The 25,685-nt window shown below is 67.8% G+C and carries 22 protein-coding genes; 13 read left to right on the top strand and 9 right to left on the bottom strand.

Features of this window, described 5'->3' with window-relative positions:
• The 6 genes from VAPA_RS30085 to VAPA_RS30060 all read left to right on the top strand — a co-directional run bounded on the left by VAPA_RS30085 (nucleotide 1) and on the right by VAPA_RS30060 (nucleotide 9,225).
• Entirely contained in the window at nucleotides 1-1,026 is a 1,026-nt protein-coding gene (locus VAPA_RS30085) for an ABC transporter ATP-binding protein (protein WP_021004000.1), read from the top strand.
• Nucleotides 1,023-2,816 carry an NAD(P)/FAD-dependent oxidoreductase gene (locus VAPA_RS30080; RefSeq protein ID WP_021003999.1) on the top strand — a complete coding sequence of 598 codons (1,794 nt, stop codon included), beginning with the start codon at nucleotides 1,023-1,025 and terminating at the stop codon, nucleotides 2,814-2,816. The genes VAPA_RS30085 and VAPA_RS30080 overlap by 4 nt, the downstream gene beginning before the upstream one ends.
• Complete coding sequence (locus tag VAPA_RS30075; RefSeq protein WP_021003998.1) at nucleotides 2,813-5,854, top strand: AMP-binding protein; 3,042 nt, start codon at nucleotides 2,813-2,815, stop codon at nucleotides 5,852-5,854. Before VAPA_RS30080 ends, VAPA_RS30075 begins: the two co-directional genes overlap by 4 nt.
• Entirely contained in the window at nucleotides 5,847-6,770 is a 924-nt protein-coding gene (locus VAPA_RS30070; RefSeq protein WP_021003997.1) for a DMT family transporter, read from the top strand. The genes VAPA_RS30075 and VAPA_RS30070 overlap by 8 nt, the downstream gene beginning before the upstream one ends.
• Entirely contained in the window at nucleotides 6,760-8,619 is a 1,860-nt protein-coding gene (locus tag VAPA_RS30065) for an FAD/NAD(P)-binding protein (protein WP_021003996.1), read from the top strand. Before VAPA_RS30070 ends, VAPA_RS30065 begins: the two co-directional genes overlap by 11 nt.
• Nucleotides 8,620-8,796: 177 nt before the next feature.
• Nucleotides 8,797-9,225, top strand: a complete 429-nt coding sequence (locus VAPA_RS30060) for a sensor histidine kinase (RefSeq protein WP_230559106.1) — start codon at nucleotides 8,797-8,799, stop codon at nucleotides 9,223-9,225.
• Here the strand turns inward: VAPA_RS30060 and VAPA_RS34960 are convergent.
• Entirely contained in the window at nucleotides 9,197-9,862 is a 666-nt protein-coding gene (locus VAPA_RS34960; RefSeq protein ID WP_230559105.1) for a hypothetical protein, read from the bottom strand. The genes VAPA_RS30060 and VAPA_RS34960 overlap by 29 nt on opposite strands.
• 10 nt (nucleotides 9,863-9,872) lie before the next feature.
• On the opposite strand from VAPA_RS34960, the gene VAPA_RS30055 reads away from it, so the two are divergent.
• From VAPA_RS30055 to VAPA_RS30045, 4 genes are all read left to right on the top strand, one after another.
• Complete coding sequence (locus VAPA_RS30055; RefSeq protein ID WP_021003993.1) at nucleotides 9,873-10,538, top strand: DUF6064 family protein; 666 nt, start codon at nucleotides 9,873-9,875, stop codon at nucleotides 10,536-10,538.
• 150 nt (nucleotides 10,539-10,688) lie between these two features.
• Complete coding sequence (locus tag VAPA_RS34200) at nucleotides 10,689-11,183, top strand: hypothetical protein (RefSeq protein WP_021003992.1); 495 nt, start codon at nucleotides 10,689-10,691, stop codon at nucleotides 11,181-11,183.
• 247 nt (nucleotides 11,184-11,430) lie between these two features.
• Nucleotides 11,431-11,694, top strand: a complete 264-nt coding sequence (locus tag VAPA_RS30050; protein ID WP_051255431.1) for a hypothetical protein — start codon at nucleotides 11,431-11,433, stop codon at nucleotides 11,692-11,694.
• Nucleotides 11,691-12,746 (top strand): DMT family transporter, encoded by a 1,056-nt coding sequence (locus VAPA_RS30045; RefSeq protein ID WP_021003990.1) that lies wholly within the window; start codon nucleotides 11,691-11,693, stop codon nucleotides 12,744-12,746. The genes VAPA_RS30050 and VAPA_RS30045 overlap by 4 nt, the downstream gene beginning before the upstream one ends.
• Nucleotides 12,747-12,844: 98 nt before the next feature.
• On the opposite strand, the gene VAPA_RS30040 is transcribed toward VAPA_RS30045, so the two are convergent.
• From VAPA_RS30040 to VAPA_RS30025, 4 genes are read right to left on the bottom strand one after another with little or no spacing between them, the layout of a single operon-like run.
• On the bottom strand, nucleotides 12,845-13,282 hold the full coding sequence (locus VAPA_RS30040) for a CBS domain-containing protein (protein ID WP_021003989.1): 438 nt from the start codon (nucleotides 13,280-13,282) through the stop codon (nucleotides 12,845-12,847).
• Between the two features lie 48 nt (nucleotides 13,283-13,330).
• The gene (locus tag VAPA_RS30035) at nucleotides 13,331-14,386 is read right to left on the bottom strand and encodes a 2-oxoacid:ferredoxin oxidoreductase subunit beta (protein ID WP_021003988.1); all 1,056 of its coding nucleotides are present in this window, start codon (nucleotides 14,384-14,386) and stop codon (nucleotides 13,331-13,333) included.
• A complete protein-coding gene (locus VAPA_RS30030) occupies nucleotides 14,383-16,305 on the bottom strand; it encodes a 2-oxoacid:acceptor oxidoreductase subunit alpha (protein ID WP_413470492.1) in 1,923 nt (640 codons plus the stop codon). The genes VAPA_RS30035 and VAPA_RS30030 overlap by 4 nt, the downstream gene beginning before the upstream one ends.
• Nucleotides 16,302-18,101 carry an FAD-dependent oxidoreductase gene (locus tag VAPA_RS30025; RefSeq protein WP_021003986.1) on the bottom strand — a complete coding sequence of 600 codons (1,800 nt, stop codon included), beginning with the start codon at nucleotides 18,099-18,101 and terminating at the stop codon, nucleotides 16,302-16,304. The genes VAPA_RS30030 and VAPA_RS30025 overlap by 4 nt, the downstream gene beginning before the upstream one ends.
• Nucleotides 18,102-18,280: 179 nt before the next feature.
• Here VAPA_RS30025 and VAPA_RS30020 point away from each other — a divergent pair, with 179 nt between their 5' ends.
• Nucleotides 18,281-18,826: a DUF4256 domain-containing protein gene (locus VAPA_RS30020; protein ID WP_021003985.1), complete on the top strand. Its 546-nt coding sequence runs from the start codon at nucleotides 18,281-18,283 to the stop codon at nucleotides 18,824-18,826.
• Between the two features lie 10 nt (nucleotides 18,827-18,836).
• Here the strand turns inward: VAPA_RS30020 and VAPA_RS30015 are convergent, their stop codons facing one another.
• Nucleotides 18,837-20,627, bottom strand: coding sequence for a tannase/feruloyl esterase family alpha/beta hydrolase (locus tag VAPA_RS30015; protein ID WP_021003984.1), 1,791 nt, complete (start codon nucleotides 20,625-20,627; stop codon nucleotides 18,837-18,839).
• 249 nt (nucleotides 20,628-20,876) lie between these two features.
• Between VAPA_RS30015 and VAPA_RS30010 the strand changes: the two genes are divergently transcribed.
• The gene (locus VAPA_RS30010) at nucleotides 20,877-21,839 is read left to right on the top strand and encodes a hypothetical protein (RefSeq protein WP_021003983.1); all 963 of its coding nucleotides are present in this window, start codon (nucleotides 20,877-20,879) and stop codon (nucleotides 21,837-21,839) included.
• 284 nt (nucleotides 21,840-22,123) lie between these two features.
• On the opposite strand, the gene VAPA_RS30005 is transcribed toward VAPA_RS30010, so the two are convergent.
• Genes VAPA_RS30005 through VAPA_RS29995 form a run of 3 tightly spaced genes read right to left on the bottom strand, consistent with a single transcriptional unit; the run spans nucleotide 22,124 to nucleotide 25,084 of the window.
• Nucleotides 22,124-23,491: a sigma-54-dependent transcriptional regulator gene (locus VAPA_RS30005; RefSeq protein ID WP_021003981.1), complete on the bottom strand. Its 1,368-nt coding sequence runs from the start codon at nucleotides 23,489-23,491 to the stop codon at nucleotides 22,124-22,126.
• Nucleotides 23,488-24,633: a sensor histidine kinase gene (locus VAPA_RS30000; RefSeq protein WP_021003980.1), complete on the bottom strand. Its 1,146-nt coding sequence runs from the start codon at nucleotides 24,631-24,633 to the stop codon at nucleotides 23,488-23,490. Before VAPA_RS30000 ends, VAPA_RS30005 begins: the two co-directional genes overlap by 4 nt.
• Nucleotides 24,557-25,084: a DUF4395 family protein gene (locus VAPA_RS29995; protein WP_021003979.1), complete on the bottom strand. Its 528-nt coding sequence runs from the start codon at nucleotides 25,082-25,084 to the stop codon at nucleotides 24,557-24,559. Before VAPA_RS29995 ends, VAPA_RS30000 begins: the two co-directional genes overlap by 77 nt.
• Before the next feature lie 209 nt (nucleotides 25,085-25,293).
• Here VAPA_RS29995 and VAPA_RS29990 point away from each other — a divergent pair, with 209 nt between their 5' ends.
• Entirely contained in the window at nucleotides 25,294-25,662 is a 369-nt protein-coding gene (locus VAPA_RS29990; protein ID WP_021003978.1) for a DsrE family protein, read from the top strand.
• The last annotated feature ends 23 nt before the right edge of the window (nucleotides 25,663-25,685 follow it).

Raw genomic sequence — 25,685 nt, 5'->3', positions numbered from 1 at the left:
ATGGACACCGTCACCCCCTTGCTCGAACTGCGCGCCAGCACCAAGCGTTTCGTCCGCAAGCCCGATGCCGCGGCGAGGATCGCGCACCTGTTCGGCGCTTCGGTGCCATCGCGCACCGTCCACGCCGTCGACGACGTATCGCTCGCGGTCCGCCCGGGAGAGGTGGTGGGGCTGGTGGGCGAATCGGGCTGCGGCAAGTCGACGCTCGGGCGCATGGCCGCGGGCCTGCAGGCACTGAGCGAAGGCGAGCGATGGTGGCAGGGCGAGAACGCCGAGTTGCGCCGGCGGCGGCTCTCGGCGAGCGAGCACCGGCGCGACATGCTCGGCGTGCAGATGATCTTCCAGGACCCGTATGCGAGCCTCAACCCGCGCATGCGGGTGCGCCAGATCATCGGCGAGGCGCCGGTGGCGCACGGGCTGGTCGATGCGAAGGACCAGGAAGCGCATGTGGCCGCGCTGATGCAGAAGGTCGGGCTCGACGCCGGCTTCATGCGCCGCTTCCCGCACCAGTTCTCGGGCGGCCAGCGCGCACGCATCGGCATCGCGCGCGCGCTGGCCGTGCGGCCGCGGCTGTTGATCTGCGACGAGGCGGTGGCCGCGCTCGACGTGTCCATCCAGGCGCAGGTGATCAACCTGTTCATGGCGCTGCGCGAGGAACTCGCGCTCACCTACCTGTTCATCAGCCACGACCTGGGCGTGGTGCGCCACATCAGCGACCGCGTGGTCGTGATGTACCTCGGCCGGGTGGTCGAGTCGGCCGGCGCCGACGCGCTGTTCGGGCAGCCGCTGCACCCCTATACCGAGGGCCTGCTGGCCGAGGCGCCGAAGCTCGAGGTGCGCAAGAAGGCCTTCGTGACGATCCAGGGCGAGATCCCCTCGCCGCTGAATCCACCGCGCGGCTGCCATTTCCATCCGCGCTGCCCGCGCGCGATGCGCCGCTGCGCCGAGGAGGTGCCCGCGCTCGCGCGCGTGTCCGGCGACCGCTGGGTCGCGTGCCACCTGGTCGAGAGGATCGGCGGCGCATGAAGATCGTCGTCATGTGCTGGCTCGCAAAGGCATCGGTCGATGTCTTCGTCGCGCACAACATCGTGCTTCGGCCCGACCTCGCGGCGAAGGCGCCGCACCGCGTCGCCGCGGAACTCTCCGCGCTCGCACCCGACGTGGTGATCGCGCGCGAGTCACAGCTCGAAGCGGTGGCGGCCATCGCGGCCGGGTTCACCGCGTGCCGGTTCGTCTTCTGCGGCCTCGCGGCCTCGCGGACCGCCGTCGATCTCCCTGCGCTCGGCGCACGTTGCGCCTTCGTTGCCGGGTCGACCTGGGAACGCGCCGAGTACGAGGCCTTCCTGCTGGCCGAATCGATGTGCCGACCGAAGCAGCAGCATGCGCCGCGCCCGGAGGCTTGCGCGCATGCAACGGGCGAAGTGATGCTGGTGGGCGCGGGCGTGGTCAACCTGGTCACGGCACTGACGCTGTGCCGGCGCGGCCATCGCGTCTCGGTGTTCGACCGCATGGCCGATCCGCGCGGACAGGGCGAGCCCCACCCCGCGAATGCGGGCGCGACCTTCGGCGGCAGGGATGCGCGCATCTTCTCGTACAACGAGTCGCGCCATCACCTGGCCTGCTCCCCGCTCTACACGCCGCACGACACGCCCCGCTTTCGCCTGGGCATCGCGCAGGACGGCTGGCTGTCGCGCCGCTACGAGACGCTGTCGGATGCCGACCGCCGCTGGATCGCGCAGCTCGAACAGGTGCCGCCCTGGGCCGCGCTGCAGTATGACAACGACATCGTCGGCTTCAACCGGCAGAGCCACCGGCTATGGCACGAGGTTTTCAGCCTCCATCCCGAACTGCTGCGCGAGACGCACCATGTCGGCCGGCTGCTGCGCATCTACCCGAGCGACGCCTCCCTGTGCGCCGCGCAGACGGCCGAAGCCGAGATCGGCGCGCTGATCGATACGGTTCCCCGGCCGCGACTGCGCGAGCGCGAGCCTGCGCTCGCCGACGCGATCGATGGCGGCGCCATTGCGGGCGCGCTCGAGGTGCACGGCTTTTCGCTCAACATCGTCTCGTTCTGCCGCAACCTGATCGCGCTGCTCGAAAGCCTCGGCGTGCGCTTCCATTGGCAACAGGAGGCCGGCGAGGTCCGACAGACGGATTCGGGCGCGGTGACGGGCATCGTCGTCAACGGCACACTGCGGCGCTCCGACCACTACGTGCTCTCGCCCGGTGCACAGGCAAGGACCCTCGCTGCCAGGACGACGGGACTGCCCGCCATCGGTGCGATGGTGGGCATGTGGGTCACGCTGCCCAATGACGGCGCACCGCTGCGCTCGCCCCTCAAGGTTCGCCGGCGTGCCTTCGGCAGCCAGGAGGCGGCGCAGGGTGCCAACGTCGTGCCCGGGCGTGACGCAGCCGGACGGCCGGTGCTGCACTGCAGCTCCGGGCACGGCTTCGTCGGCGCCTCGGCCGACGACGTGCGGCTGGCCGACCTGCCCGAGCTCTCGCGCTGCGTGATGGAGACGGCGGAGGAACTGTTCGGCGACAAGTTCGGGCGCGCCCGGCAGGCCGGCATGCTCGGCGAGCGCCCCGGCTTCTGCGTGCGTCCCTGGACACCCTCGGGCCTCGGCGTGCTCGAGGTGCAGGAGACCGACACGGGCGGCAGGCTTGTGCTCAGCGGCGGCCACAACACCGGCGGCTTCGCGCAATCGCCGGCCGTCGCCGAGGCCGTGGCCTGCGCGCTCGAGGCGCGAGCGCATGCCATGCACACGCTCTACCATCCGCGGCGCTTTGCCGACGTGTTCGAGGTGGCCTCATGAACGCGCGGCCATCGTCGCTCACCGCGCTGCTGCGCGACGGCCTGCGTGCCGGCGCGGCGACGCTGTGGATCGATGCCGAGGGCCCGATGCGCCGCGACGATTTCGCGGCGCTGGTGGTCGCGCAGGCGATGCTGCTGCGCCAGCACGGCATCAAGGCCGGCGATCGCGCGGCGCTGCACGGCGTGGCTTCGCGCGGCCTGGTGGCGATGCTTGTGGGCTGCCTGCTCGAGGGCGTGATCGCCGTGCCCATCGATGCGGCGCTGCCACGCGCGCGCAAGCAGGCGATGCTGGACGCGTCGGCACCCGCGCTGGCGATCGATTTCGCGGCGCAGGCGCCGCTGGAGGCCCCCGGCATCACCTGCATCACGATCGGGCTGTCGACGCAGCCCGGATGGACGCTCGATGACCTGGGCCTGCCCGAGATCGCACCCGACGCCGGCTGCTACATCTTCTTCACTTCCGGCACGACTGGCCGCCCCAAAGGCATCCTCGGGCGGCGCGGCGGGCTCGCCCACTTCCTGGCCTGGGAGGCCGGCATGCTGGGCCTGCAGCCCGGCGACCGCGTGGGCGTGCTCACCCGCCTGTCGTTCGATGTGGTGCTGCGCGACCTGCTGCTGCCGATCGTCGCGGGCGTGACCGGCTGCCTGCCGCCCACGGACGCCTCGATAACGCCCGCCGAGATGCCGGCCTGGCTGTCCGCCATGTCGGTCAGCGTGCTGCACGCAGTGCCCTCGCTGGCCCAGGCCTGCCTGGCGAGCCTGCCCGCGAACGAACGCAACGCGGCGCTGCGCCACACACTGTTCGCGGGCGAGCCGCTGGGCAGCGCGCTGGTCGCTCGCTGGCGCGCGGCATTTCCGCAGAGCGCGATCTACAACCTGTACGGGCCGACCGAAACCACGCTTGCGAAGTTCTGTGCGCGCGTGCCCGACCCCGCACCCGAAGGCATCCAGTGCTGCGGCCTGCCGCTGCCCGGGGTCGGCGTGAGCATCGTCGACGAGTCGCTGCAGCCGCTCGGCACGGGCGGCCTCGGCGAGGTCGCGATCCGCACGGCACATGGCTCGCTCGGCTACCTGGACCCGGCGGAGCCTTCGGCCACGCGCTTCATCGTGCTCGACGCCCAGCCGGCCTACCTGAGCGGCGACCTCGGTTTCCTCGACAGCGACGGCGCGCTGCACCTGCGCGGCCGCAAGGACCACCAGGTCAAGATCCTCGGCACGCGCGTCGAGCCCGCGGGCGTCGCGGCGGTGCTGCAGGCACACGAGGCCGTGAGCGACGCGGCCGTCGTGTGCATGACGAACGAGGAAGGCGGGGCGCAGCTCGTGGGCTACTTCTGCACGCGCGAGGACGCGCAGGCCGTGCGCCGAAGCCTGCGCCCCTTTCTCGCCGAGCGGTTGCCGGCGGCGGCGATCCCGAGCCATCTGATGGCGCTCGACGCCTTGCCGCTCACGGCCAACGGCAAGCTCGACCGCGCCCGCCTGCCCGCGCCGCCACCGCGCGGCACGACCACCGCCCCGGAGGACGCCGACGAGCTCGCGCACGACCTGGCCGATGCGATCGCGCGGGTGCTGCGGCAGGCGCATGTCGGTGTCGACGACGATTTCTTCGCGCTCGGCGGCGACTCGCTCGCGGCAATACAGCTGTGCGCCGATCTCGAAGCACGGCTCGGCGTGCATGCGCAGCCGCTGCTGCTGATGCACGCGCCCACGGCGCGTGAACTGGCGCAGCACCTGCGAGTGGCCAGGCCTGCCGCGCCCGCGCCGATCCCTCCCGCGCCGCGCAGCCGCTGGTTCGCGCTGAGCCCGCAGCAGCGGCGCTACTTCCGCACTTTCTGCGCGGGCGGCAACCGCAACTGGTGCAACATGGTGGCGCTGTTCGAGCTGCCCGACGGGGTCGATGCTTATGCTGTGGGGCGCGCGCTGACCGAGATCGCGCTGCGCCACGACAGCCTGTGCCTGCGCTTCGGCCTCGATGAAGACGGCGTCGTGCGCCAGTCGATCGTGCCGACGGCGGACGTGGAAGTGGCGCACTGCGACCTGGGCATGCTCGACGCGGCGGCACTTGCGCGCCGCATCGACGTACTGCGCGTGGCCGAGGGCGAGACGGAGATCGCTCTGTTCGCCGATGCGCCGCTGTTTCGCGCCACGCTGCTCGCCCTGCCCGAAGCGAAACGCCGGCTGCTGTGGACCGTGCACCATCTGGTCAGCGATGGCACCAGCCAGGGCCTGCTCGCGCGCGAGCTGGCCGCCCGGCTCTCGGGCCGGCCCTGGACAGCGGACGCTCCGCCGTCGATGCGCGATATCGCGGCCTGGGCCAACGCACAGGGCGTCGGGGCGCAGGATGCACGCGCGCATTTCCGCACGCTGCTCGGCCCGCCCTATCACCATCGCTACCTGCCGAACCAGCTGCGCTGCGCAGATCCGCAACGCTGCCACGCGATGGACGCTCCCTTGCGCAGTCCACTGCGCGAGGCCGTCGGCGCAGCGGCTCGCCGGCTGAAGTGCACGCCCTATGTGCTGTTTGTGGCCGCGTACTTCCGCTGGCTCGCGGCGCTGACCGAATGCGACGACCTGGTGATCGTCACGCCGCTGGCCGGCCGCGCGCATCCCCGGATCGCGCAGGCCATCGGCGACTTCATCAACCTGGTGCCGCTGCGCGTCGCGCGGCTGGGCGCGCTACCGGCGCGTCAGCTGGTGGAGAGCGTGCGCGACGGCATCGCGCTCGCCGCGCACCACCAGGCTTGCCAGTTCGACGAAGTGCTCGACGCGCTCGGGCTGCCGTTCGATGCGGATCGCAACCCGCTGACCGGCTTCTCGCTCAACTTCATGCCGCAGGGCACGGGCGATGCGCCGGCCCTCGCGGCCGCGCGGCATGCGGACCGCGGCTACCGGCTGAAGTACGACCTGCTGATGCTGATCCGCGCATGGCACGACGCCACGCACATCGAGATCCAGTACCGCGCCGGGCTGCTCACGCAAGCCGGGATCGAGGAATGCTTCACCGACTATTGCACCCACCTGGAGGCGCTGAGCGATGCATGAGAAACCGACGAATCCGGCGCCGGCGGGCGAATACGCGCTTCTGGTGCTGCTCGCGGTCCTCTGGGGCGGCTCGTTCTCGCTGATCAAGGTCGCGGTGGCCGACTACCCGCCGGCCACGCTGGCCGCGATCCGCATCCTGCTCGGCGGCGCGCTGCTGGCCGCACTGGCCGTGGCCCGCGGCTTCGCGTTTCCGGCGCGCGCCGGCCACTGGGGCGCGCTCTGGGTGCAGGGGCTGCTGCAGGGCGCGTTGCCGTTCACGCTGATCAGCTGGGGCGAGCTGCACATCGCGAGCGGGCTCGCGGGCGTGCTCAATGCGACCGTGCCGCTGTTCGCCTTCATGCTGTCGGTGTTCGTCGTCGGCTCGGCGCCCTTCATGCTCACGAAGTTCGTGGGCGTGCTTCTCGGGCTTGCAGGCGTCGCCAGGATCGTCGGCACCGGCTCCGTCGTGGCCCTGGGCCAGAGCGACTTCCTGGCGGTCATGGCAGTGCTGGGCGCGAGCGCGTCGTATGCGTGCGGCGCGGTGTTCGGCCACCGCTTCGGCGACCAGCCCGCCGTCATCACCGCGGCCGGGTCGCTGCTGTGCGGCGGGCTCACCTTGCTGCCGGTGAGCCTCGCGCTCGACCGGCCATGGACGCTCGCACCAGGCCTGGAGGCCACGCTCGCGGTGCTGGCGCTCGCGCTGCTGTCGACCGCGCTGGCCAGCGTGATCTTCTTCCGGCTGATCCGCACGCTGGGCCCGGTCGCCACCACGAGCAATGCCTACCTGCGGGCGCTGGTCAGCGTGGCGTTCGGCGTGGTGTTTCTCGCCGAACCGGTGAGCTGGAGCCTGCTGGTCGCGAGCGCGCTGATCGTCGCCGGGGTGGTGCTCGTCACGCTGCCGGGCAGACCGGGCCGGGAGCTGCGCCGTGCGGGTTGAGATCGCGATCGTCGGCGCCGGCCCCTGGGGGTTGGCGGTGCTCGACCGGCTGGTCACCGCCGCGCGCCGGCAGCCGCGGCTCGCGCTCGCGGTGCACCTGATCGACCCCGACGAGCCGGGGCCGGGCCTGCACAAGCCGCAGCAGGAAGACTTCCTGCTGCTCAACACCGTCACCGGCCAACTCGACAGCTTCAGCGCCCGCCACTTCGGCGAGCCGCCGCTCACGGGGGCAGTGCCGTTCATCGACTGGCTGCGCACCGCGCGCGACATCGAGGCCGATCCGAACGGCTTCCTGCCCCGGGCGCTCTTCGGGGCCTATCTGCGCTACGTGCATGCAGTGCTGTGCGACAACGCGCCATCGCACTTGCGGATCGCAGCGGTGCGCCAGCGCGCACTCGATGTCTCGCTCGCGGCCGACGGGCAGGCCCGCGTGCACCTGGGCGACGGCTCGGCGCTCACGGTGGACCATGTCTTCCTGTGCACCGGCCACGGGCTGGCGCCTGCGGCGAACGGGCCGGCTCCTTCACAGGCGAGGCCGATGGCCCCGTACCCCATGGCGCCGCTGCAGGCGCGCATCGAGGCCGGTTCGGCAGTGGGCATCTCGGGCACAGGGCTGGTGGCGGTCGACGTGGTGGCAGCGCTCACCGCGGGCCGCGGCGGGCGCTTCGTGCGCGAGGAAGACGGCATGCTGCGTTACCTGCCGAGCGGCCGCGAGCCCGTCATGTTCGTGCACTCGCGCAGCGGCACGCCGTTCGCATGCCGGCCCGCCCAATCGCTCGATCTGTCGGGCAGCTTCGCGCCGATCTTCTGCACTGATGCGTACTTGGCCGTGCGACGGGCGGCACGCGGGCCCGCGGGCCTGCAACTCGACGAAGACCTGCTTGCGGCGCTTGCCGCCGAGATGCGCGCGGCCTACCTGATGCGCGCGCTGACGCTGTCTCAAGGTGTCGATGCGGCCGAGGCCTGCCGACACGCGCTCGGTGTACTCGCGCCGGCCGAAGTCCGGGCCTTCTGCGAAGCGACCCTGCCGTCGATGGCGGAGTTCTCGCCCGAAGTGCTGCTCGCATCGACGCCCGCGCCATCGCCGCGCAGCGCCGCGGAATTCAGCGCGACCTTCGCGGCGCGCCTGCGTTTCGATGTGGACGAGGCGCGCAAGGGCGAAGCGCACAGCCCTTACAAGTACGCGGTGGAGATGCTGCGCGTGCTGCGCGGCTTCATCCGCCAGGCGGTGGAGTTCGACGCGCTCATGCCATCATCGCGTCGCCGCTTCTTCGACGTGGTGGCGCCGCGGATCTCCCAGCTGGTCGTGGGCCCGCCGATCGCGCGCGGGCTCGAATGGCTGGCGCTGATGCGCGCCGGCCTGCTGCGCACCGACCTCGGCCCGGCGCCCGCACTCGAGCGCGATGCGGCGCTAGGCGTCTGGCGCGCACGCTCGCGCGCCTTCGAAACACCCTTCGTGGCCTGCCTCGATCACCTGGTGCGCGCGCGCGCGGGGCATCGCGCGATCGATACCCAGGACGGTTCCCTGCTCGCCGCGCTCTGCCGCTCGGGCCTGTGCGCCGGCGCCGTGCTGCCGCAGCCGGCGGACGCGCGGATGCGAGTGCCGCGCACCGACACCCTCGGCCATCCGCTCGATGCGACGGGCTTGCCGGTACGACAGCTCACGCTGCTCGGCGTGCCGACCGAAGGCCTGCGCTACTTCAACCACTATCTGCCTTCGCCCAAGAGCCGGTCGCGGGTTTTCGACAGCATCCAGTCGGCGCTCGACGCCGTGTGGGTGCGGCTCGCACCGATACCCGCCGAAAGCGGGCAGGCGACCGACATACCGGCGTTCGAACGCGGCAGCTGAGCGTTGTCCATATTGGACAGAGCCGAATCCGCCACCAGGGCCAAGAAGAGTGCCCGACGGCCGGCACGGTCAAGTCCCGCGACCAAGACGGCAATGCATGGAGCGGACGCGGTCCCCGCCCTCTTGGCTCAAGGCTGCGATCGCCACGGGCAAGGCCACCGAAGATTTGCTCATCCGATGAGCCTTGGCGAGATGGGCCCCCGGCTCGATGTGGCGCGCCAAGGCGCCGTCTTCGGGGTGCGGACCGTGGACCCCTCGCTGGCGATTCTGGCCAACCGGGACCTGCTTCACGCGGCGCTGGCCAACCTGCTGCAGAACGCGTTCAAGTACACCCAGGAGAACTCCATGGTGACCCTGAGCGCCTACGCCTCGGGCGAACAGGTCCTCATCGATGTCGAGGACCATTGCGGAGGATTGCCGCCAGGTGGCGCCGCCAAGATGTTCATCCCTTTCAGTCCCAACAGCGACAGCCGAGCGGGTCTGGGACTCGGGCTCTCGATCGCTCGTCAGAGCATTGAAGCGGACAACGGAACATTGACGGTCCGGGACGTGCCAGGTTCGGGCTGCGTCTTCACCATCAGCCTTCCACGGCCGTCTCCTTCATAGGCAGAGGCGATTCCTTGCCGAGCGGCCGTCGCGCGATGCGACAGCTCTGCGCGACTGCGGCCACGGGCGTGTGATTGCCTAGCACAACAGCCGTGCGGCGTTCAACATCAGGGGGAATGACCACGGGGCAGCGTGATTTCACGCCGAGAAAGGTGGCTTGAATCGGAATGGGCCACGCTTTCGACGTGAGCATTTTCTTGCCGCCCCACGAGATTGACTCGAAGGCCACCTTGCCATCCCACGCCCCGGCGCAAGTTCTTCGAGCGGCGAGACGGGTACAAGCCTCAGCTTCTACGCGAAATGGTGCAACCCCGTCACAGATCGGCCTGTATTGGATCTCCATGCCCGTTTGACGCGCGTTTCCATCGAGCGCCGACGCGCTTCTGCGCACCAATTCGCTCGAGCGCAGATGTGTGCTCTGGGGTATGAGCGGATCAAGCGCCAACGGAAACGCGATCGCGTCCATGCGGAAATCAACACTGGCGGTGCTGGTCGAAATCGAGAAGGTTGGCTTCGACCCGGTGTTCCGCGCCCGGCCGCTCAGCCGCGCGATCCAGCAGCGCCTCGAGAATCCGCTCTGGAGGCTTGGACCGCATGCTTGATGGGGATCAAGCTCCATCTCGGTCGCCTGTTGCATTGTCGGCCTCATGCTTGCGTTCACTGGCGATCAGTTCCTTGCGCTCTTTGCTGCGTATAACGAAGCCGTCTGGCCGGCACAGATTCTGAGCTACCTTCTCGGCGTGGCCACGGTCGTTCTGGTCATTCGACCGTCGCGCGCGGGCGGCCGCATCATTGGCCTGGCCTTGGCCGTCATGTGGGTCTGGACCGGCGTCGCATATCACTGGCTATTCTTCTCGAGCATCAACAAGGCGGCGCTGCCTTTCGGCGCGCTGTTCATCGTGCAGGGCGGATTGCTGTTCTTCGAGGCAGTCTGGCGAGGTCGCATGACCTTTGGCATGGGCCGCGGTCCGACCGCATGGTTGGGGTGGACCTTTGTCATCTATGCGGCGGCGATCTACCCGCTGCTTGGAATGTGGATGGGCCATCGCTATCCCGAGATACCGATGTTCGGGATCAGCCCTTGTCCGGTCACGATCTTCACTTTCGGTCTGCTGTTGCTCACCACGACACCGGTTTCGCGCTGGTTGTTCGTCATTCCCGTCCTCTGGTCGCTGGTCGGCGGCAGCGCCGCCATTCTGCTGGGGGTGACGCAGGACTGGTTCTTGCTCTTCAGCGGTGCGGCAGTCCCGCTCATCCTCCTGCGCGATCGCAACCTCCCTCCCGCTCCGAGCGCCGCGCGACGTTCGGCATGAATTGCCCATGAGACGGGACGTGATGCATTGGTCGCCCGGCTCCAGGCTCTGGGGTGACTGGAGAGCGGGCACCGGCCCGCGCGAGTCTCGGCCTTCTCGAGGCAATTGAAGGATCGGTCGGGTTAAAGAAGCAATGCCGACCTGAAGGGCATGCCGCTCGGTCTCCACGCGGATCAGAGAGGACCCGAGCCGCACGATGAGGGCGAGCAGATGCGCCAGGGCTCTCGGGTGTGCCGGGGCCTGATCGACCTGACCGTGGAAAAACAGGTGCTCATTCCGCAGATCACCGTGCGCCTGGACCAGCGCAAGCTGGCGCAGACCGGCCTTTCGCCCGTCGAGGAGACCGACGGCCGGAACCAGATCGGCCGCGAGAACGGGCGACGGCATCCTGAAGATCAGCCACTGCATCAATCTCTGCAAGTTCGAGGGCGAGACTTTCGGCCAGCCGATGATCGTGCGCGGCTCGCTGGAGCGTCTGACGCCGGTGCTCTTCTGGCTGTTCAGCAAACGACCCATGGCGCGAGTGCTGCACGCCAAGCACAGAGGCGAAAGTTCGCCCTCCGGACTGCAGCAGGCCTACTAAGCATTTCAGGCCCATGGATGGTCCCGGCGTTCGCGAAGAAACGACTTTGCGCTACAAAGTGAACGGCAGCGCCGAAATGACCGACAGGTCATTGGTGCGAGCCCGTGGCGTTGTCGGACGCCGCGGTGTGATCCCGCTACTAAGAAACTCATGCCATCGACCGCTGAATTTGACTGTGACCCCAGTTTCATGCCCCGGGGTCGGGCCTGCCCGATGGCGAACTACCGACGCCCGCAGCATTGTTTTCAAGGCCCTGGCAGCGCCGCCTGTCGAAGCGCGCTGCAAAATGAACACGGGAACCCGATCATCATGAAGATCCAATCGCTCAGGAGCCTTTGCGTTGCCCTGCTTCTCGGCGCGTCGGCCGTCGCCGCCACCCCCGTCTTTGCTCACGGCGCGGCACCAGCCCGCCATGGCGGCGTGGTCCAGCCGGCAAACGACATGTCCTTCGAACTCGTCGCGGCAGCCGATGGTGCGGTCATCCACGTGGTGGAGGGTGCCAAGGCCGTTGCCACGGTGACGGACGGCCGCAAGACCACGACGGTGCGTTTCACGATCAAGGAACCGGCATGACTGCGCGGCATCTTTCCCTGCCCGCTGTGAGAGGCGGCCTTCTCGCATTGCTCGCGGCCTTTCTCTTTGGAGTCAGCACGCCGCTGGTCCAGCATTTCGGCAACGGACTGGGTGCCTTCACGACCGCCGCACTGCTTTATGCGGGCGCGGCTGCCGTCGGCTTCGCGTCCCGCCAGCGGGTAGAGCGTGAAGCGCGGATGGTGCGTGGCGATCTGCCGCGGCTCCTGTCCATGGCGGCCTTCGGCGCGGTTCTGGGCCCCGTTGCGCTGGCCTGGGGCCTGCAGCAGACGAGCGGTACCAGCGCGTCGCTGATGCTGACGCTGGAAGCGCTGTTCACGGCACTGCTGGCGCGCATGCTCTACCAGGAGACCATGGACCGCCGCGTATGGGCTGCCATGCTGCTCTTGCTCGCCGGAGGCGTGGCGCTGGTCCTGGACCAGGGCCGCAGCGGCAGCACGCAGCTCTGGGGAATGCTCGCGGTGCTCGTCGCGACCGCGGCCTGGGGCATGGACAACACACTCTCGCGTGCGCTCGCCGAGCGCGACCCCGGGCAAGTGGTGCTGGGCAAGGCCGCCATCGGCGCCACCGCGACGGCCTTGCTGGCGTGGCTGTTCGGCGAGCCAAGACCTGCAGTGGGCGCAGCGCTGGTTCTGTTCGCGGTCGGAGCGAGCGGCTATGGCCTGAGCCTTCGCTTCTACCTGCTCGCGCAGCGCGCCTTTGGTGCAGCGCGGACCGGCTCTGTCTTTGCCTTTGCGCCGTTCATCGGCGCCGCCTTCGCCATTGCGCTCGGCGATCGAAGCGGGACATGGGCGATGGCAGCGGGCGGCATGCTGATGATGCTAGGTGTGGCGCTGCATCTCGCGGAGTCGCATGGCCACGAGCACGCACATGAACGAATGGAGCACGAACACGCGCACCGCCACGACGATGGCCATCATGATCACACGCACGATGTGCTGCCTGCCGGTCCGCACAGCCATCCGCATGTCCACGATCCGGTTCGCCACGCGCATCCGCACGTTCCTGACGCCCACCATCGGCACGTCCACTGAATTGGCACCGGCCTGCTCCGTCAACGCATCCGCGAACTCTCATTGAAGTGGCCCGACGGCGCAGCCGAGGCACTTGCGTCAGACGCTCGTTCTGCGCCCTACCCCAGCGCGTCGTTCACCTGCTCGCGGAATTCGGTCAAGCTGACCGCCGTGCCGAGCTCCCGCGGCAACGCATCGCGTATCGAGAAAACACCGAGGATCTTCGTTCCCGCCACCAGCGGCAGATGGCGGAAGCCCCGTTCGAGCATGCGCACCACGGCGTCGGACACCAGCGTTTCGGGTGGCACGCAGATCGGGTTGGGCGTCATGACCTCGCGCACCGCCGTGCGATCGGGATCGAGCCCCCGGGCCAGCACGCGGGTCATGAGGTCGCGCTCGGTCAGGATGCCCAGCAGCATGTCGGGCAGGTCCAGCACGAGCACGCTGCCGCAATTCGCGCGCGTCATCACGCACGCGGCGTCGCGCGCGCTGGCCTGCGGGCCCAGGCTGATTACATGCTTGCGCGAGATGGATTGGAAAACGGTGCGCTCGGCCATGGTGCGCCCTCCAGAAGAAGGAATGTCAATGGTGCCGCCAGCCGTCGCTCAGCGCAAGGAGGCGTTGAGCCGTTCCAGCGCCTGGGCACCCGGGCACAGCTCGGCCGGCCCCAGCGCGTTGAGCGGCCGGTCGCAGGTGTTGAGCGCGGTGTGCAGGTCGGTGGCCAGCGGGTCGACATAGAGCAGGCCGGTCACCACCTCGCCCATCTCCTGGTGCCGCTGCATGTAGGCCATCGCGGCATAGCGGTCGCCGGGGTTGTAGTCGGGGTGCAGGCTGCGCAGGCGCAGCAGCGTGCCGTCGTGCTGGCGCACGTCCACCACTTCGCCCGGCCCCATGTCGACGGTGATTTCGTCCCGCCCGCTGATGAAGTCGATGCGGCTCACCGCCTCGTTGTGCTCGCGCACGTAGTCGTAGCTCTTGGTGCTGCCGGGGTGGTTGTTGAAGGCCACGCAGGGGCTGATCACGTCGATGAAGGCGGCCCCGCTGTGGCTGATCGCCCCCTTGATCAGTGGCACAAGTTGCGCCTTGTTACCCGAAAACCCCCGACCCACGTAGCTGGCGCCCAGCTGCAGCGCCATGGCCACCAGGTCCACCGGGCTGTCGGTGTTGACGACGCCCTTCTTGCTCCTGGAGCCCTGGTCGGCGGTGGCCGAGAACTGCCCCTTGGTCAGGCCGTAGACGCCGTTGTTCTCCACGATGTAGGCCATGCGCACGCCGCGCCGCATGGCGTGGGCGAACTGGCCGAGGCCGATGGAAGCCGAATCGCCATCGCCCGAGACACCCAGGTACAGCAGGTCGCGGTTGGCCAGGTTGGCGCCGGTCAGCACGCTGGGCATGCGGCCGTGCACCGTGTTGAAGCCGTGCGATGCGCCCAGGAAATAATCCGGCGTCTTGGAACTGCAGCCGATGCCCGAGAGCTTGGCCACGCGATGCGGCTCGATGTCCAGCTCCCAGCAGGCCTCGATGATGGCGGCGGAGATCGAGTCGTGGCCGCAGCCGGCGCACAGCGTGGAGATCTTGCCCTCGTAGTCGCGCCGCGTGTAGCCGACCTTGTTGGTGGCCAGCGTCGGATGGTGCAGCCGGGGCTTGGCGATGTAGGTCATGCAGATTCCTTCGTGCCGGCGGCGCCGGAGGCTTGCGTCTTCTCCACATGCGTGCCGATGGCCTGGACGATGAAGCGCGCCGTGATGGGCGTGCCGTCGAAATGCAGCACCCGCACCAGCCGGGCGGGATCGATGTCCAGCTCGTTGACCAGCAGGTTGCGCATCTGGGCGTCGCGATTCTGCTCGACCACGAACACCTGACTGTGCTGCGCCAGGAACTGCACCACGCTGTCCGGGAAGGGAAAGGCGCGCAGCCGCAGCGCATCGAGGTGGATGCCGCGTGCTTCCAGTGCCTGCAGCGCCTCGTGCATGGCCGGGCTGGTCGAACCGAAATAGATCACGCCCAACTCGGTCTTCTCGGCGGCCGGACGCAGCACCGGCTGCGGCACCAACGTGGCCGCGGTCGCGAACTTCTTCAGCAGCCGCTCCATGTTGTAGATGTAGTCCGGCCCGCGCTCCGAATACCGGGCGTAGGCGTCGCGCGTCGTGCCGCGGGTGAAGTAGCTGCCCTTGGTCGGGTGCGTGCCCGGCAGCGTGCGCCAGGGAATGCCGTCGCCGTCCACGTCCTTGTAGCGGCCGAAGTCGCGGCCGGCCTCGAGCTCTTCGGCGCTCATAACCTTGCCGCGGTCGTAGGCCTTGCTGTCGTCCCAGGCGAAGGGCGCGCACAGGCGCTGGTTCATGCCGATGTCCAGGTCCGTCATCAGGAACACCGGCGTCTGCAGCCGGTCGGCCAGGTCCAGCGCCGCCGCCGCGTGCTCGAAGCACTCGTGCGGGTCCTCGGGAAACAGCAGCACGTGCTTGGTGTCGCCGTGCGAGGCGTAGGCGCAGGACAGGATGTCGGCCTGCTGCGTGCGCGTCGGCATGCCGGTGGAAGGGCCACCGCGCTGCACGTTGATGATCGTGACCGGGATCTCGGCAAAGTAGGCCAGGCCGATGAACTCGGTCATCAGCGAAATGCCCGGTCCCGAGGTCGCCGTGAAGGCCCGTGCGCCGTTCCAGCCGGCGCCGACCACCACGCCGATCGAGGCGAGCTCGTCTTCCGCCTGCACGATGGCAAAGCGCTGCTGGCCGGTGGCCGGGTCCACGCGGAATTTGGTGCAGTACTTCTGGAAGGCCTCGGCCACCGAGGACGACGGCGTGATCGGATACCAGGCCGCGACCGTGGCGCCGCCATACACGCAGCCCAGCGCCGCGGCGCTGTTGCCGTCCACGAAGATGCGATGGCCCACACGATCGGCGCGCTGAACCCGCAGCCCCAGGGGCTCGAGGTTCTCCCGCGCGAAGTCGCAGCCCAGGTGCAGCGCCTGCACGTTGGAGGCCAGCAGCTTTTCCTTGCCCTTGTACTGCTCGCCGAACAGCTTCTCGACCACTTCCGGCTCGATGCCCAGCAGGATGGCCAGCGCCCCCACATAGACGATGTTCTTGAACAGCTGGCGCTGGCGCGGGTCCTGATAGACGGCGTTGCAGATTTCGGTCAGCGGCATGCCGATCACGCGGACGTCGCTGCGGAACTTCGACGGCGGCAGCGGCCGCGTGCTGTCGTAGAAGAGATAGCCGCCGGGCTCCAGCTCGGCCAGGTCGGCGTCCCAGGTCTGCGGGTTCATCGCCACCATCATGTCGGTGCCGCCGCGCCGCCCCAGGTGGCCCTCTTCGGTCACGCGCACCTCGTACCAGGTCGGCAGGCCCTGGATATTGCTGGGAAAGATGTTGCGCGGACTCACCGGCACGCCCATGCGCAGGATGGCCTTGGCGAACAGCTCGTTGGCGGAGGCCGAACCCGAGCCGTTGACGTTGGCGAACTTGATGACGAAATCGTTGACCGCTTCGATCTGCGGGATGGCCCCCGCGCTTGTCACTTCGTGTGCTTCGCTGTTCCCCGAGGGGGCCTTCGCGCCTTCGGGCGGCCGTACGGCGCTCATTGCACCACCCCCTGCCCCGCCGGCGTCATCTTCAGCAGGAACTTCTGCATGTCCCACGCCCCCGTGGGGCAGCGCTCGGCGCACAGGCCGCAGTGCAGGCAGACGTCCTCGTCCTTGACCATCACGCGGCCCGTCTTGAGCCCGCCGGACACGTACAGGTCCTGCGCCAGGTTCAATGCCGGCGCCTTGAGCCGGGCCCGCAGTTCGCTTTCCTCGCCGTTGGCGGTGAAGCTGATGCAGTCCATCGGGCAGATGTCCACGCAGGCGTCGCATTCGATGCAGGCGGACTCGGTGAACACGGTCTGCACATCGCAGTTCAGGCAGCGCTCGGCCTCCTTGAAGGCGGTGGCGGCGTCGAAGCCCAGCTCCACCTCCACCCGGATGCTGGCCAGCGCCGTCTCGGCCTTGGCCCACGGCACCTTGTAGCGCAGGTCGTTGGAGGTGTCGTTGTCGTAGCTCCACTCGTGGATGCCCATCTTCTGCGACACCAGGTTGGTCATGGGCGCCGGGCGAACGTAGACCGGTTCGGCGCGCAGCAGCTTGTCGATCGACACCGCGGCCTCGTGGCCATGAGCAACGGCCCAGATGATGTTCTTGGGACCGAAGGCCGCATCGCCGCCGAAGAACACGTGGGGCACCGTGGACTGGAAGGTGTTCTTGTCGAGCGTCGGCAGCCCCGACTTGTCGAAGGCGATGCCGCAATCGCGCTCGATCCACGGGAAGGCGTTCTCCTGGCCCACCGCCACCAGCACCTCGTCGCATTCGAACCAGGCGTCGGGCTCGCCGGTGGGCACCAGCGTGCGGCGGCCCTGCGCGTCGTACTCGGCGCGGACCACCTCGAACGTCATGCCCAGCAGCCTGCCCTCCTCGTGGACGAAGGCCTTGGGCACGTGGAAGTCGATGATCGGAATGCCCTCGTGCTGGGCGTCTTCCTTTTCCCAGGGCGAGGCCTTCATCTCCGCGAAGCCGCTGCGCACGATGACCTTCACGTCGGTGCCGCCCAGGCGCCGGGCCGAGCGGCAGCAGTCCATCGCCGTGTTGCCGCCGCCCAGCACGATCACACGCTGTCCGATGCGGCTGACGTGGCCGAAGGAAACGGATTTGAGCCAGTCGATGCCGATGTGGATGCTGGCCGCCGCTTCCCGGCGGCCGGGAACGTCCAGATCACGCCCGCGCGGCGCGCCGCAGCCGACGAAGACCGCATCCCACCCCTGGGCCATCAGCGCCTTCATCGAACCGATGCGCTCGCCGCCGCGGAACTCGACGCCCAGGTCCAGGATGTAGCCCGTCTCCTCGTCGATCACCGATTCCGGCAGGCGAAAGTGCGGGATCTGGGTGCGGATGAAGCCGCCGGCCTTGGCCTCCTCGTCGAACACCGTCACCTCGTAGCCCAGCGGCGCCAGGTCGCGCGCAACGGTGAGCGAGGCCGGCCCCGCGCCGACGCAGGCGACACGCTTGCCGCTCTTCGGCGCGAGCTTCGGCATGCGCGCGCGCACGTCGTCCTTCATGTCGGCCGCCACACGCTTGAGCCGACAGATCGCCACCGGTTCCGGCGCCTGGGCATTGCTTTCCTCCACCCGCCCGCGCCGGCAGGCCGGCTCGCAAGGCCGGTCGCAGGTGCGCCCCAGGATGCCGGGAAAGACGTTGGAGACCCAGTTGATCATGTAGGCGTCGCTGTAGCGGCCCTGCGCGATCATGCGGATGTATTCGGGGACGGGGGTGTGCGCCGGGCAGGCGTACTGGCAATCGACGACCTTGTGGAAATAGGCCGGGTTGGCAATGTCGGTTCGCTGCAAGGCGTGTCTCCTGACAGTCGCCCGGAACCCCGGAGGGGCCGACGAGCGGCGCTGCGGCAAGTATGCGCCGCGCCGGCGTGCGTAGGGCCTTGGTGAAATCCCGCAGGCGCCCCGCTGCCGGCACTACGATATGCATGAGCACAGCAGACCAGCAACCGACCCAAAAGCACTCAAGAACCATGAAGGCGCAAGAACGAGAAGAGCTTCTCCAGGCACTGAAGGCTCGCTTCGAGCAGAACATGCACCGGCACAAGGCCATCGCGTGGGCCGACATACGAGCCAGGCTCGAGGCCCATCCCGGCGCACTGAGGTCGCTTCGCGAGATGGAGGCAACGGGCGGGGAACCTGACGTCATCGGCCAGGACAGCGAAGCCGGGCGCTACATCTTCTGCGATTGCTCCGCGGAGAGTCCGAGTGGCCGCAGGAGCCTCTGCTACGACCGGCAAGCGCTCGACGCCCGCAAAGAAAACAAGCCGGAGAGCAGCGCAGTCGAGATGGCTGCCGCGATGGGTATCGAGCTTCTCACCGAGGAACAATACCGGGAACTGCAGAAACTCGGTGAGTTCGACATCAAGACCTCCAGCTGGATCAGAACACCGCCCGAGGTCAGGGCGCTCGGAGGCGCCCTCTTCTGCGATCGGCGCTATGGCAGGGTGTTCGCGTACCACAACGGCGCGCAGTCGTACTACGCGGCCAGGGGCTTCCGCGGAGCACTTCCAGTGTGAGCCCGCCCGCCTACTTGCAGGCGAAGCTGGAAGCCGATTCGAGATCGCCGCTCACATAGTTCGCCACCTTCGGATACGGGCACAGGGGCCGCGTCCGGGCGGCCGACCAACCGGCAGGCAACTCCGTGTTGACCACGTTGGCACCGGCCCCGCGCGCGGTGGCGACAACGGAATCCGGCGCCTTGCCCTTCTCTACCCATGCCACCAGCGGCGTCAGCATGTCGAATTGGTCCGTGGCCGGGCCTCGCCCACAGTGGTTCATGCCGGGCACCGGAAAGAAGCGCGCAAAGCCGGACGCATCGCCGCCATTGGCCGCGCGCAGTTCGTCGTACCAGCGCGTCGTGTCGTCCGACGAGAACACCGCGTCGCTGGTGCCGTGGTAGACCATGAGCTTGCTGCCGCGATCGCGCAGCGTCGCGAGGTTGCTCGGGTTCGGCGGCGTCATGAAGGACATGGCCGACTCGGTATAGAGCGCGGTGGTCGCGAAGATGCCCGGCGCATCGGTGTCCATGCTGTAGCCCAGCGCAAAGTCGATGCCCGACGGGCGGCTCGTGCCCAGCGGCGGCGCGCTGAACACAAACCCGACCGCGGCGGTGTCCAGGTTCTGCGAGTTGGAGAACTCCCATTGCCGCCAGTCGGCACCGTTGATGCCCGCGTCGTAGGGGAAGCTGCTGTAGAGCGCGGTGCCCGCGGTGTTGCGCGCGCCGCTGAAGACGTTGTCGAGCACGGTCTTCTGCGCGGCCGTGAGGCAGCTGCCGTCGCGGGCTGCGCCGCACGTGGGTACGTCGGTGGCCAGCTTGAAGGCTGTCTTGCACGCCTGCACATCCGCGACGATGCCGTCGGTCGCGCCATCCAGTGCGTCGCACTTCGACCGCACGGCGCCGGCGACCGTATCCATCTCCGCCTGCGTGAAGGCCGTCTGGAGATCCGGCTTGCCCGCCGGCGTGTTGGCGGTGGTTACCTGGGCGTACTGCTGAACGCCGTAGAGCTGCGCGACCGCAGCCTTCGGCAGGTTGAAACCGGGATTGCCCGCCAGGATGCCGTCGTACGCGTTGGCAGACCGTGCGGCAGCCACCATCGCGTGGCGGCCGCCGTTCGAGCAGCCGCCGAAATAGGAGCGGTCGGCCCCGCGGCCGTAGGCCTGGGCGATCAGGTTCTTGGCCATGGGCGTCAGTTGCGCGACGGCGTTGTAGCCGTAGTCCAGGCGTGCCTGCGGGTCGATGCCGAAGACCGGGATCTGCGCGCCGGAGTGGCCTGCATCGGAACTGATGACGGCAAAGCCCATGTGCAGCGCCGTGGTCGTCGGGGACCCTCCTCCGATGTTGCCCGATGCCGCAACCACGTTCCCGTCCAATCCGCCGTTGGCCTGATAGAAGAAGCGCCCGTTCCAGTCGACCGGCAGGCGCATCTCGAAGCCGATCGCGTAGGTGCGGCCGTCGACGCTGCTGGTGCGTTCGTTCATCTTTCCCTGCACCAGGCAGTGCGCCGGCGTTGGCGTGCTCACACCGGCCACCGTGAACGTGCCGGCCGCCACGGAAGTGACGCTGGTGTAGGCCGTGCCACTGAAGGCGGCCTTGCTCGCGAGATCGCTGCACGACTGCAGCGTGCCGGGGCGAGCCTCCGGGGAAGCCGCGGGCGGCGGAGCGACGGGCGCCGGAGCCGGCGTGTCAGGTGCGGCCGGAGCGATCGGCAGAAACGAAATTCCACTCCCGCCGCCACCTCCACCGCACGCCGCGAGCAATGCGGCCGCCCCCACCACGGCCCATGCCGGCCGCCATGACGATGACACGATGTGATCCATGCTTGTCTCCGCAGCCGGCGGCATTTCGTCGGCCATAAAGGTTATTGAAGATAACCAATATAGTTTTGATTAATAACCAAAAAACGAGGACAAACCCGGATGCGAAGGATTCGCACCAGAGGCGAAAGCAAAAGTGTCAGTTCAAATGTTGTGAATGTTTCATCCAAAAACACCCCCTTGGTGATGGACGTCGGTTTTGTAACGCCTAGTCTCTGACTCATACCTCTCATAACCAATACGGAGGTGGCCATGATTCCTCGCCTGCACAACCCTCGCGTCGGCTGCCATGCGGCGTCCGGCCTCATCCAGCATGACGATGTGCAGGCCTGGGAGCAGCTCAACGAGCAGCCCTTCGCCTTCCGGCACGGCCTGGCCGGCCATCCGCTGTTGTCGATCGAGCGCCTGGCGCGTCTGTCGGAGCGCGCGTTCGACCGCGACCATTACAAGCGTTACTTCAAGGCCGCCGAATTGAAGCTGCCGCGCGACGCGCTCAAGGCCCGGTTTCGCGAAAACATCGAGCAGATCGGCGAGAACGGCAAGTGGGTGGCGCTGCATTACATCGACGAGATGGATCCCGCGTACGGTGATCTTTTCGATCTGCTGCTGGCCGACGTCGAGGAAATCACCCGCCGCCCGGTACGCAGCCAGATGACATGGGGCAGTCTGTCGGTGTTCCTGAGCGCGCCGTGGCTGCCGGTGGCCTACCACTTCGACCACGAGACCAACTTCCTCATGCAGGTGCAGGGGGAAAAGGACCTGCGCCTTTATCCGCGCGAGTTCGGCACGCTGACGCCGCCCGAGATCGAGGACTTCTACCGCCACAACCCGGTGGCCGGCATCTACCGCGACGACCTCGCGGACGCCGGCAGCGCCTGGAGGCTCGTGCCCGGCATCGGCGTCCATCATCCGCCTCTTGCGCCGCACCGCCTCCAGAACGGCAAGGACGTGTCGGTGAGTCTGGCGCTCTACTACGTGATGCCGGAGATGGAGGAGCGCGGGCACGTCTACCAGGTGAACTACTGCATGCGCAAGCTGGGCCTGCGGCCGCGTGCGCCGGGTGAATCGGCGCTGTCGGACCGCATGAAGATCAAGTTCATGCGCGCGCTTTCGACCTCGAACCCGCGCACGCACGACGAGCTGCTTTACTCGGGCGTTTCGCGGCTTGCCGCGCCATTCCGGTGGGTCAAGCAACTGCGGCAGGGACGGGCATAGCCAGCCTCGGCGGTAATGCCGCCGGAACGCGCTTTGCGCTTCAGTTTCAGCTCCGCCAGACCTTCCAGCGCATCGACCGTGCGGCCGGCCTGCACATCCGCCAATCCCTGGTCGACCTCGTCCCGCAATAGCAGGTGGGTCTGAAGCCTTCTCAGCTCTTGCCTCCCATGCAAGTTCGACACGCCGTCTTCTCAGGCACACCAGGTAGCCCAATCTGTTGAATATCGGCCATGCACGGCCGCTGGCACGAGTCGCGCAAAAGTCGCGCATTCGCCGGTTCGCTCCTAAGGCTCATCTCGCCTCAACCCAAGCTGCTTCGCCAACCGAGACAGATAGGGCTGCGTGACCCCGAGTTGCTCGGCGGCACGCGTCTGGTGGCCTCCCGAGCGTTCAAGCGCACGCTGCAAGATCAACCGTCGTGCCGCTGCGACCGCCTCGTTGTAAGGCAGATCGAACAGCTCTTCGGTGCTGGTCACCGGCGTGGCGTCACTGAATGCTCCGCCTACCAGTTCTTCGGACAGATCGAATAGCGAGACCGTGTCGCCGGCCAACAGCGCGCATCGCTGCATCACGTTCGACAATTCGCGCACGTTGCCGGGCCAGCCGTAGCGGAGCACCGCTTGGCGCACTTCTTCAGTCAACTTCGGGATCGTCCGCCCCGCCTCCGCAGCATGCTGCTCCAGAAGCCATTCGGCCAGCGGCAAGATGTCGCCCGCCCGCTCGCGCAGCGGCGGAATCCGGATGCTGATGACTTTCAGCCGATAGTAGAGATCCTCGCGAAAGCTGCCTTCGCGAATCGCCGCGCCCAGATCCCGGTGCGTGGCCGCGATGACCCGGACATCGGCCTTGAGAGTTCGGTCGCTGCCCAGGCGCTCGTACTCCTTTTCCTGCAACAGCCGCAATAACTTCGCCTGCAGCGGCGGCGGCATTTCACCGATTTCGTCGAGAAACAAGGTGCCGCCACGCGCGGTCTCCACGCGGCCCGTGCGCGCACGATCGGCTCCGGTGAAGGCTCCTTTCTCGTGTCCGAACAGCTCACTCTCGAGCAGCTCCCCCTTGAGCAATGCGCAATTGACAGCCAGAAAAGGCTGATCGCCGCGGTTGCTTTGCAAGTGCAAGGCCCGCGCGATCACCTCCTTGCCGGTGCCCGTCTCGCCCAGCAGCAATACAGTCGCATTGCTCGGCGCCACGCGCTCGACCGTGTCGGCAATCCGCGCCATCGCAGGGTCGCTGCCGCGCACCCACAAGTGCTTGCGCCCGAGTTCGCTGCGCAAACTGTGCACGTGTGCCTTCAACCGCCGCGTCTCCAGCGCCCGCCGCACCACAAGCTGGATGGTCGTCGAATCGAAAGGCTTGGCGATGAAGTCGTACGCGCCGGCCCGCATGGCGCGCACGGCCTTGGCCATGTCGCCGTGCGCCGTGATCACGATGACCAGGGGCGCAGCCGGCAGGCTCCGAAGGCTGTCGAGCACGGTGAGCCCATCCATGCGCGGCATCTCCAGGTCCAGCAGCAGCAAGTCGGCGCCTTCGGCCATGCGCAAGGCTTCGACGCCGTCGCGCGCAACATCGACCTCATGGCCTGCGTCCCGGAGCCGGTCGCTGAGGATGCGTGCGATGCCCGCATCGTCGTCTGCAACGACGATGCGATTCATGCCTCGGCCTCCATCGGCAGGCTCAGGACAAAGACGCTTCCTCGCGCCGCGCCGGATTGCAGCGCGATGTCACCGCCATGCAGGCGCGCCAGGTTCTTGGCGATCGCGAGCCCGAGGCCGCTTCCGGCCGCGGCTTCGGCGCCATGGCCACGGTAGAAGCGCTCGAAGAGATGGGGACGGTCTTCGAGCGGCACGCCCACTCCCTGGTCTTCCACCAGAATCTTGACGACTTGCCGATTTGCTTCAATGCGGACATCGACTCGTGACTGCGGCGGGCTGAATTTCACGGCGTTGTCCACCAGGTTGATGAGGATCTGCTTGAGCTTGTCCGCGTCAGCCTGAACATGCACTGTCGATTCGCCATCGGGCATCGACAGCTGCACGCCCTTGCGGTCCGCGACGGGGCGCAGCAGCACTGCGACTTCGGCCAGCATCGGCTGTAGCGGCACGGCTGCCCGATCCAGTTCGATGTGCCCGGCCTGCAGCCTCCCCCACTCCAGCAGTTCATTGACGACGCGAATCAGCCGCCCGCTGTCTTTCTCGATCATGCCCACGTATTCCTGCTGCGCTGTCGTGAGGCCGCCGGCCAGGCCGTCGCGCAGGTTCTGTGCTGAGCCGAAGATGCCGGTGAGCGGTGTGCGCAGCTCGTGCGACACGTTCGACAGCACCGCCGATCGCAGCTTGTCCAGTTCGAGCAGTTCCAGGTTGGCGGCGGCCAGGCGCATGTTCGACTCGCGCAATTCCGAAGTGCGCGCGTCAACCTGCGCGGCGAGTGTTTCGTTCTGGCTCTCGATCACGAACTGCTGTCCGCGCAGTTCCTGAGTTAACGCCATCAGCTTGTGCTGGCCAAAGATCAGATCGTCGGTGCGTTTGTGGTTGGTGAGCCCCTGCCACACAATCACGCCGAGCAGCACGAGCGCAATCAGCTGCTGCGGCAAGCCGGGAGGCATCAGCAGCAGGGACAGCGTGAGCGCTACGAGCGCGAAGCTCCAGCCGTTGGATTGCCACGCATGGCACTGCTTGAGCTCGAGCGTACAGACGCTGCAGCGCCCGTAGGGCTGCGTTTCAACGTTGCGCCGTAGGACGCAATTCAGGTTGATCGCGGGCCTCTTCGCCGTCGATTTTGATGTCGTGGTGATCATCGAAACCTCCTTTCAGCCAGCCGCGGCGGCCGACCAAGTCGCGCCCGAGAACGTAGAACCAGCAGCCTGCGCAGAAGCCCAATGTCGGCGCGATCAGAAACGAGGCCGTCGGCACCGTCAGGAGCACAAATCCGGTGACCGGGAAACCCGCCGCGATCAACGCAAGACAGGCGGATTGCACCACCACGGAAATGGCGCACGCGCCGCGGCTCCCACCCAGGTCGAAGTACATGTCGCCGATCCGGTGCTGGCCGCGAAAGCGCGCGAACCGCGCGACGACCTGAGCAATCGGCGCCCACCGCGGGGACACGGCCTGCAGCAGCGTGAGGATGAACGTGACGTACGCGAAGCGCACGTCCTGCGTGAAGATCGCGGCGATCAGAAATGCCGCCTCGGTCAGGCGCTCGACGCGCATGCCCGGACCGAACTGCAACTCTCGGACTGTATCCATGGTCACCTCGATCAAAGTCTAATGACTACGACTGCGCGGCGCCAGCAGATTCGTCATATCCAAAGAGACATGGGCCATGCAGTTCTACACATGAACGAACCGCCACTTTTGCGGACCAAACTGCCTGGTTTCAGAGGAGAAACGCCAGCTCGAACAGGTTGGCACGCCTTTCGCTGTACGAGTTGCTCCATTCCTCAAGGAGCAATGCAATGGCAGACGAAAGCAGAGAACTGGTGGTGCTCATCACGCACGGCATCGACCACGAAATGTCCTCGGTGGGCTTCACCATCGCCAACGGCGGGATCACCAACGGATTGAAAGTTGCGGTCTTCCTGACCAGCGCCGGCGTGGACCTCGTGCGCAAGAAGGCGGCCGACACCACCCACGTCAAGCCGCTTGATCCGCTGGCCCAACTGGTGCGCGACTTCGTGGCGCGCGGCGGCGCCCTGTACGCCTGTACGCCGTGCGTGAAGGCCCGCGGCTACGAGCAGCCCGACTTCGTCGAAGGCGTGACCATCGCGGGCGCGAGCGTGATCCACGAACGCCTGCTGCGCGGCGCCGCAAGCCTGAGCTTCTGACAGCCTCACCCCAGGAGCCAAAC

The sequence above is a fragment of the Variovorax paradoxus B4 genome (assembly GCF_000463015.1).
Taxonomy (GTDB): domain Bacteria; phylum Pseudomonadota; class Gammaproteobacteria; order Burkholderiales; family Burkholderiaceae_C; genus Variovorax; species Variovorax paradoxus_E.
Note: the sequence above shows the minus strand (reverse complement) of the source record. Positions and strands in the feature narration are given on the sequence as shown.

Excerpts from the sequence above, each read along its gene's own strand:
- VAPA_RS30005 (WP_021003981.1), bottom strand. The coding sequence starts at position 23,491 with ATGAATCGCATCGTCGTTGCAGACGACGATGCGGGCATCGCACGCATC.
- VAPA_RS30045 (WP_021003990.1), top strand. The coding sequence starts at position 11,691 with ATGACTGCGCGGCATCTTTCCCTGCCCGCTGTGAGAGGCGGCCTTCTC.
- VAPA_RS29990 (WP_021003978.1), top strand. The coding sequence starts at position 25,294 with ATGGCAGACGAAAGCAGAGAACTGGTGGTGCTCATCACGCACGGCATC.
- VAPA_RS30080 (WP_021003999.1), top strand. The coding sequence starts at position 1,023 with ATGAAGATCGTCGTCATGTGCTGGCTCGCAAAGGCATCGGTCGATGTC.
- VAPA_RS34200 (WP_021003992.1), top strand. The coding sequence starts at position 10,689 with ATGCCGCTCGGTCTCCACGCGGATCAGAGAGGACCCGAGCCGCACGAT.
- VAPA_RS34960 (WP_230559105.1), bottom strand. The coding sequence starts at position 9,862 with ATGCAACAGGCGACCGAGATGGAGCTTGATCCCCATCAAGCATGCGGT.
- VAPA_RS30085 (WP_021004000.1), top strand. The coding sequence starts at position 1 with ATGGACACCGTCACCCCCTTGCTCGAACTGCGCGCCAGCACCAAGCGT.
- VAPA_RS30050 (WP_051255431.1), top strand. The coding sequence starts at position 11,431 with ATGAAGATCCAATCGCTCAGGAGCCTTTGCGTTGCCCTGCTTCTCGGC.
- VAPA_RS30070 (WP_021003997.1), top strand. The coding sequence starts at position 5,847 with ATGCATGAGAAACCGACGAATCCGGCGCCGGCGGGCGAATACGCGCTT.
- VAPA_RS30060 (WP_230559106.1), top strand. The coding sequence starts at position 8,797 with ATGAGCCTTGGCGAGATGGGCCCCCGGCTCGATGTGGCGCGCCAAGGC.
- VAPA_RS30015 (WP_021003984.1), bottom strand. The coding sequence starts at position 20,627 with ATGGATCACATCGTGTCATCGTCATGGCGGCCGGCATGGGCCGTGGTG.
- VAPA_RS30020 (WP_021003985.1), top strand. The coding sequence starts at position 18,281 with ATGAAGGCGCAAGAACGAGAAGAGCTTCTCCAGGCACTGAAGGCTCGC.
- VAPA_RS30035 (WP_021003988.1), bottom strand. The coding sequence starts at position 14,386 with ATGACCTACATCGCCAAGCCCCGGCTGCACCATCCGACGCTGGCCACC.
- VAPA_RS30055 (WP_021003993.1), top strand. The coding sequence starts at position 9,873 with ATGCTTGCGTTCACTGGCGATCAGTTCCTTGCGCTCTTTGCTGCGTAT.
- VAPA_RS30010 (WP_021003983.1), top strand. The coding sequence starts at position 20,877 with ATGATTCCTCGCCTGCACAACCCTCGCGTCGGCTGCCATGCGGCGTCC.
- VAPA_RS29995 (WP_021003979.1), bottom strand. The coding sequence starts at position 25,084 with ATGGATACAGTCCGAGAGTTGCAGTTCGGTCCGGGCATGCGCGTCGAG.
- VAPA_RS30000 (WP_021003980.1), bottom strand. The coding sequence starts at position 24,633 with ATGATCACCACGACATCAAAATCGACGGCGAAGAGGCCCGCGATCAAC.
- VAPA_RS30030 (WP_413470492.1), bottom strand. The coding sequence starts at position 16,305 with ATGAGCGCCGTACGGCCGCCCGAAGGCGCGAAGGCCCCCTCGGGGAAC.
- VAPA_RS30075 (WP_021003998.1), top strand. The coding sequence starts at position 2,813 with ATGAACGCGCGGCCATCGTCGCTCACCGCGCTGCTGCGCGACGGCCTG.
- VAPA_RS30040 (WP_021003989.1), bottom strand. The coding sequence starts at position 13,282 with ATGGCCGAGCGCACCGTTTTCCAATCCATCTCGCGCAAGCATGTAATC.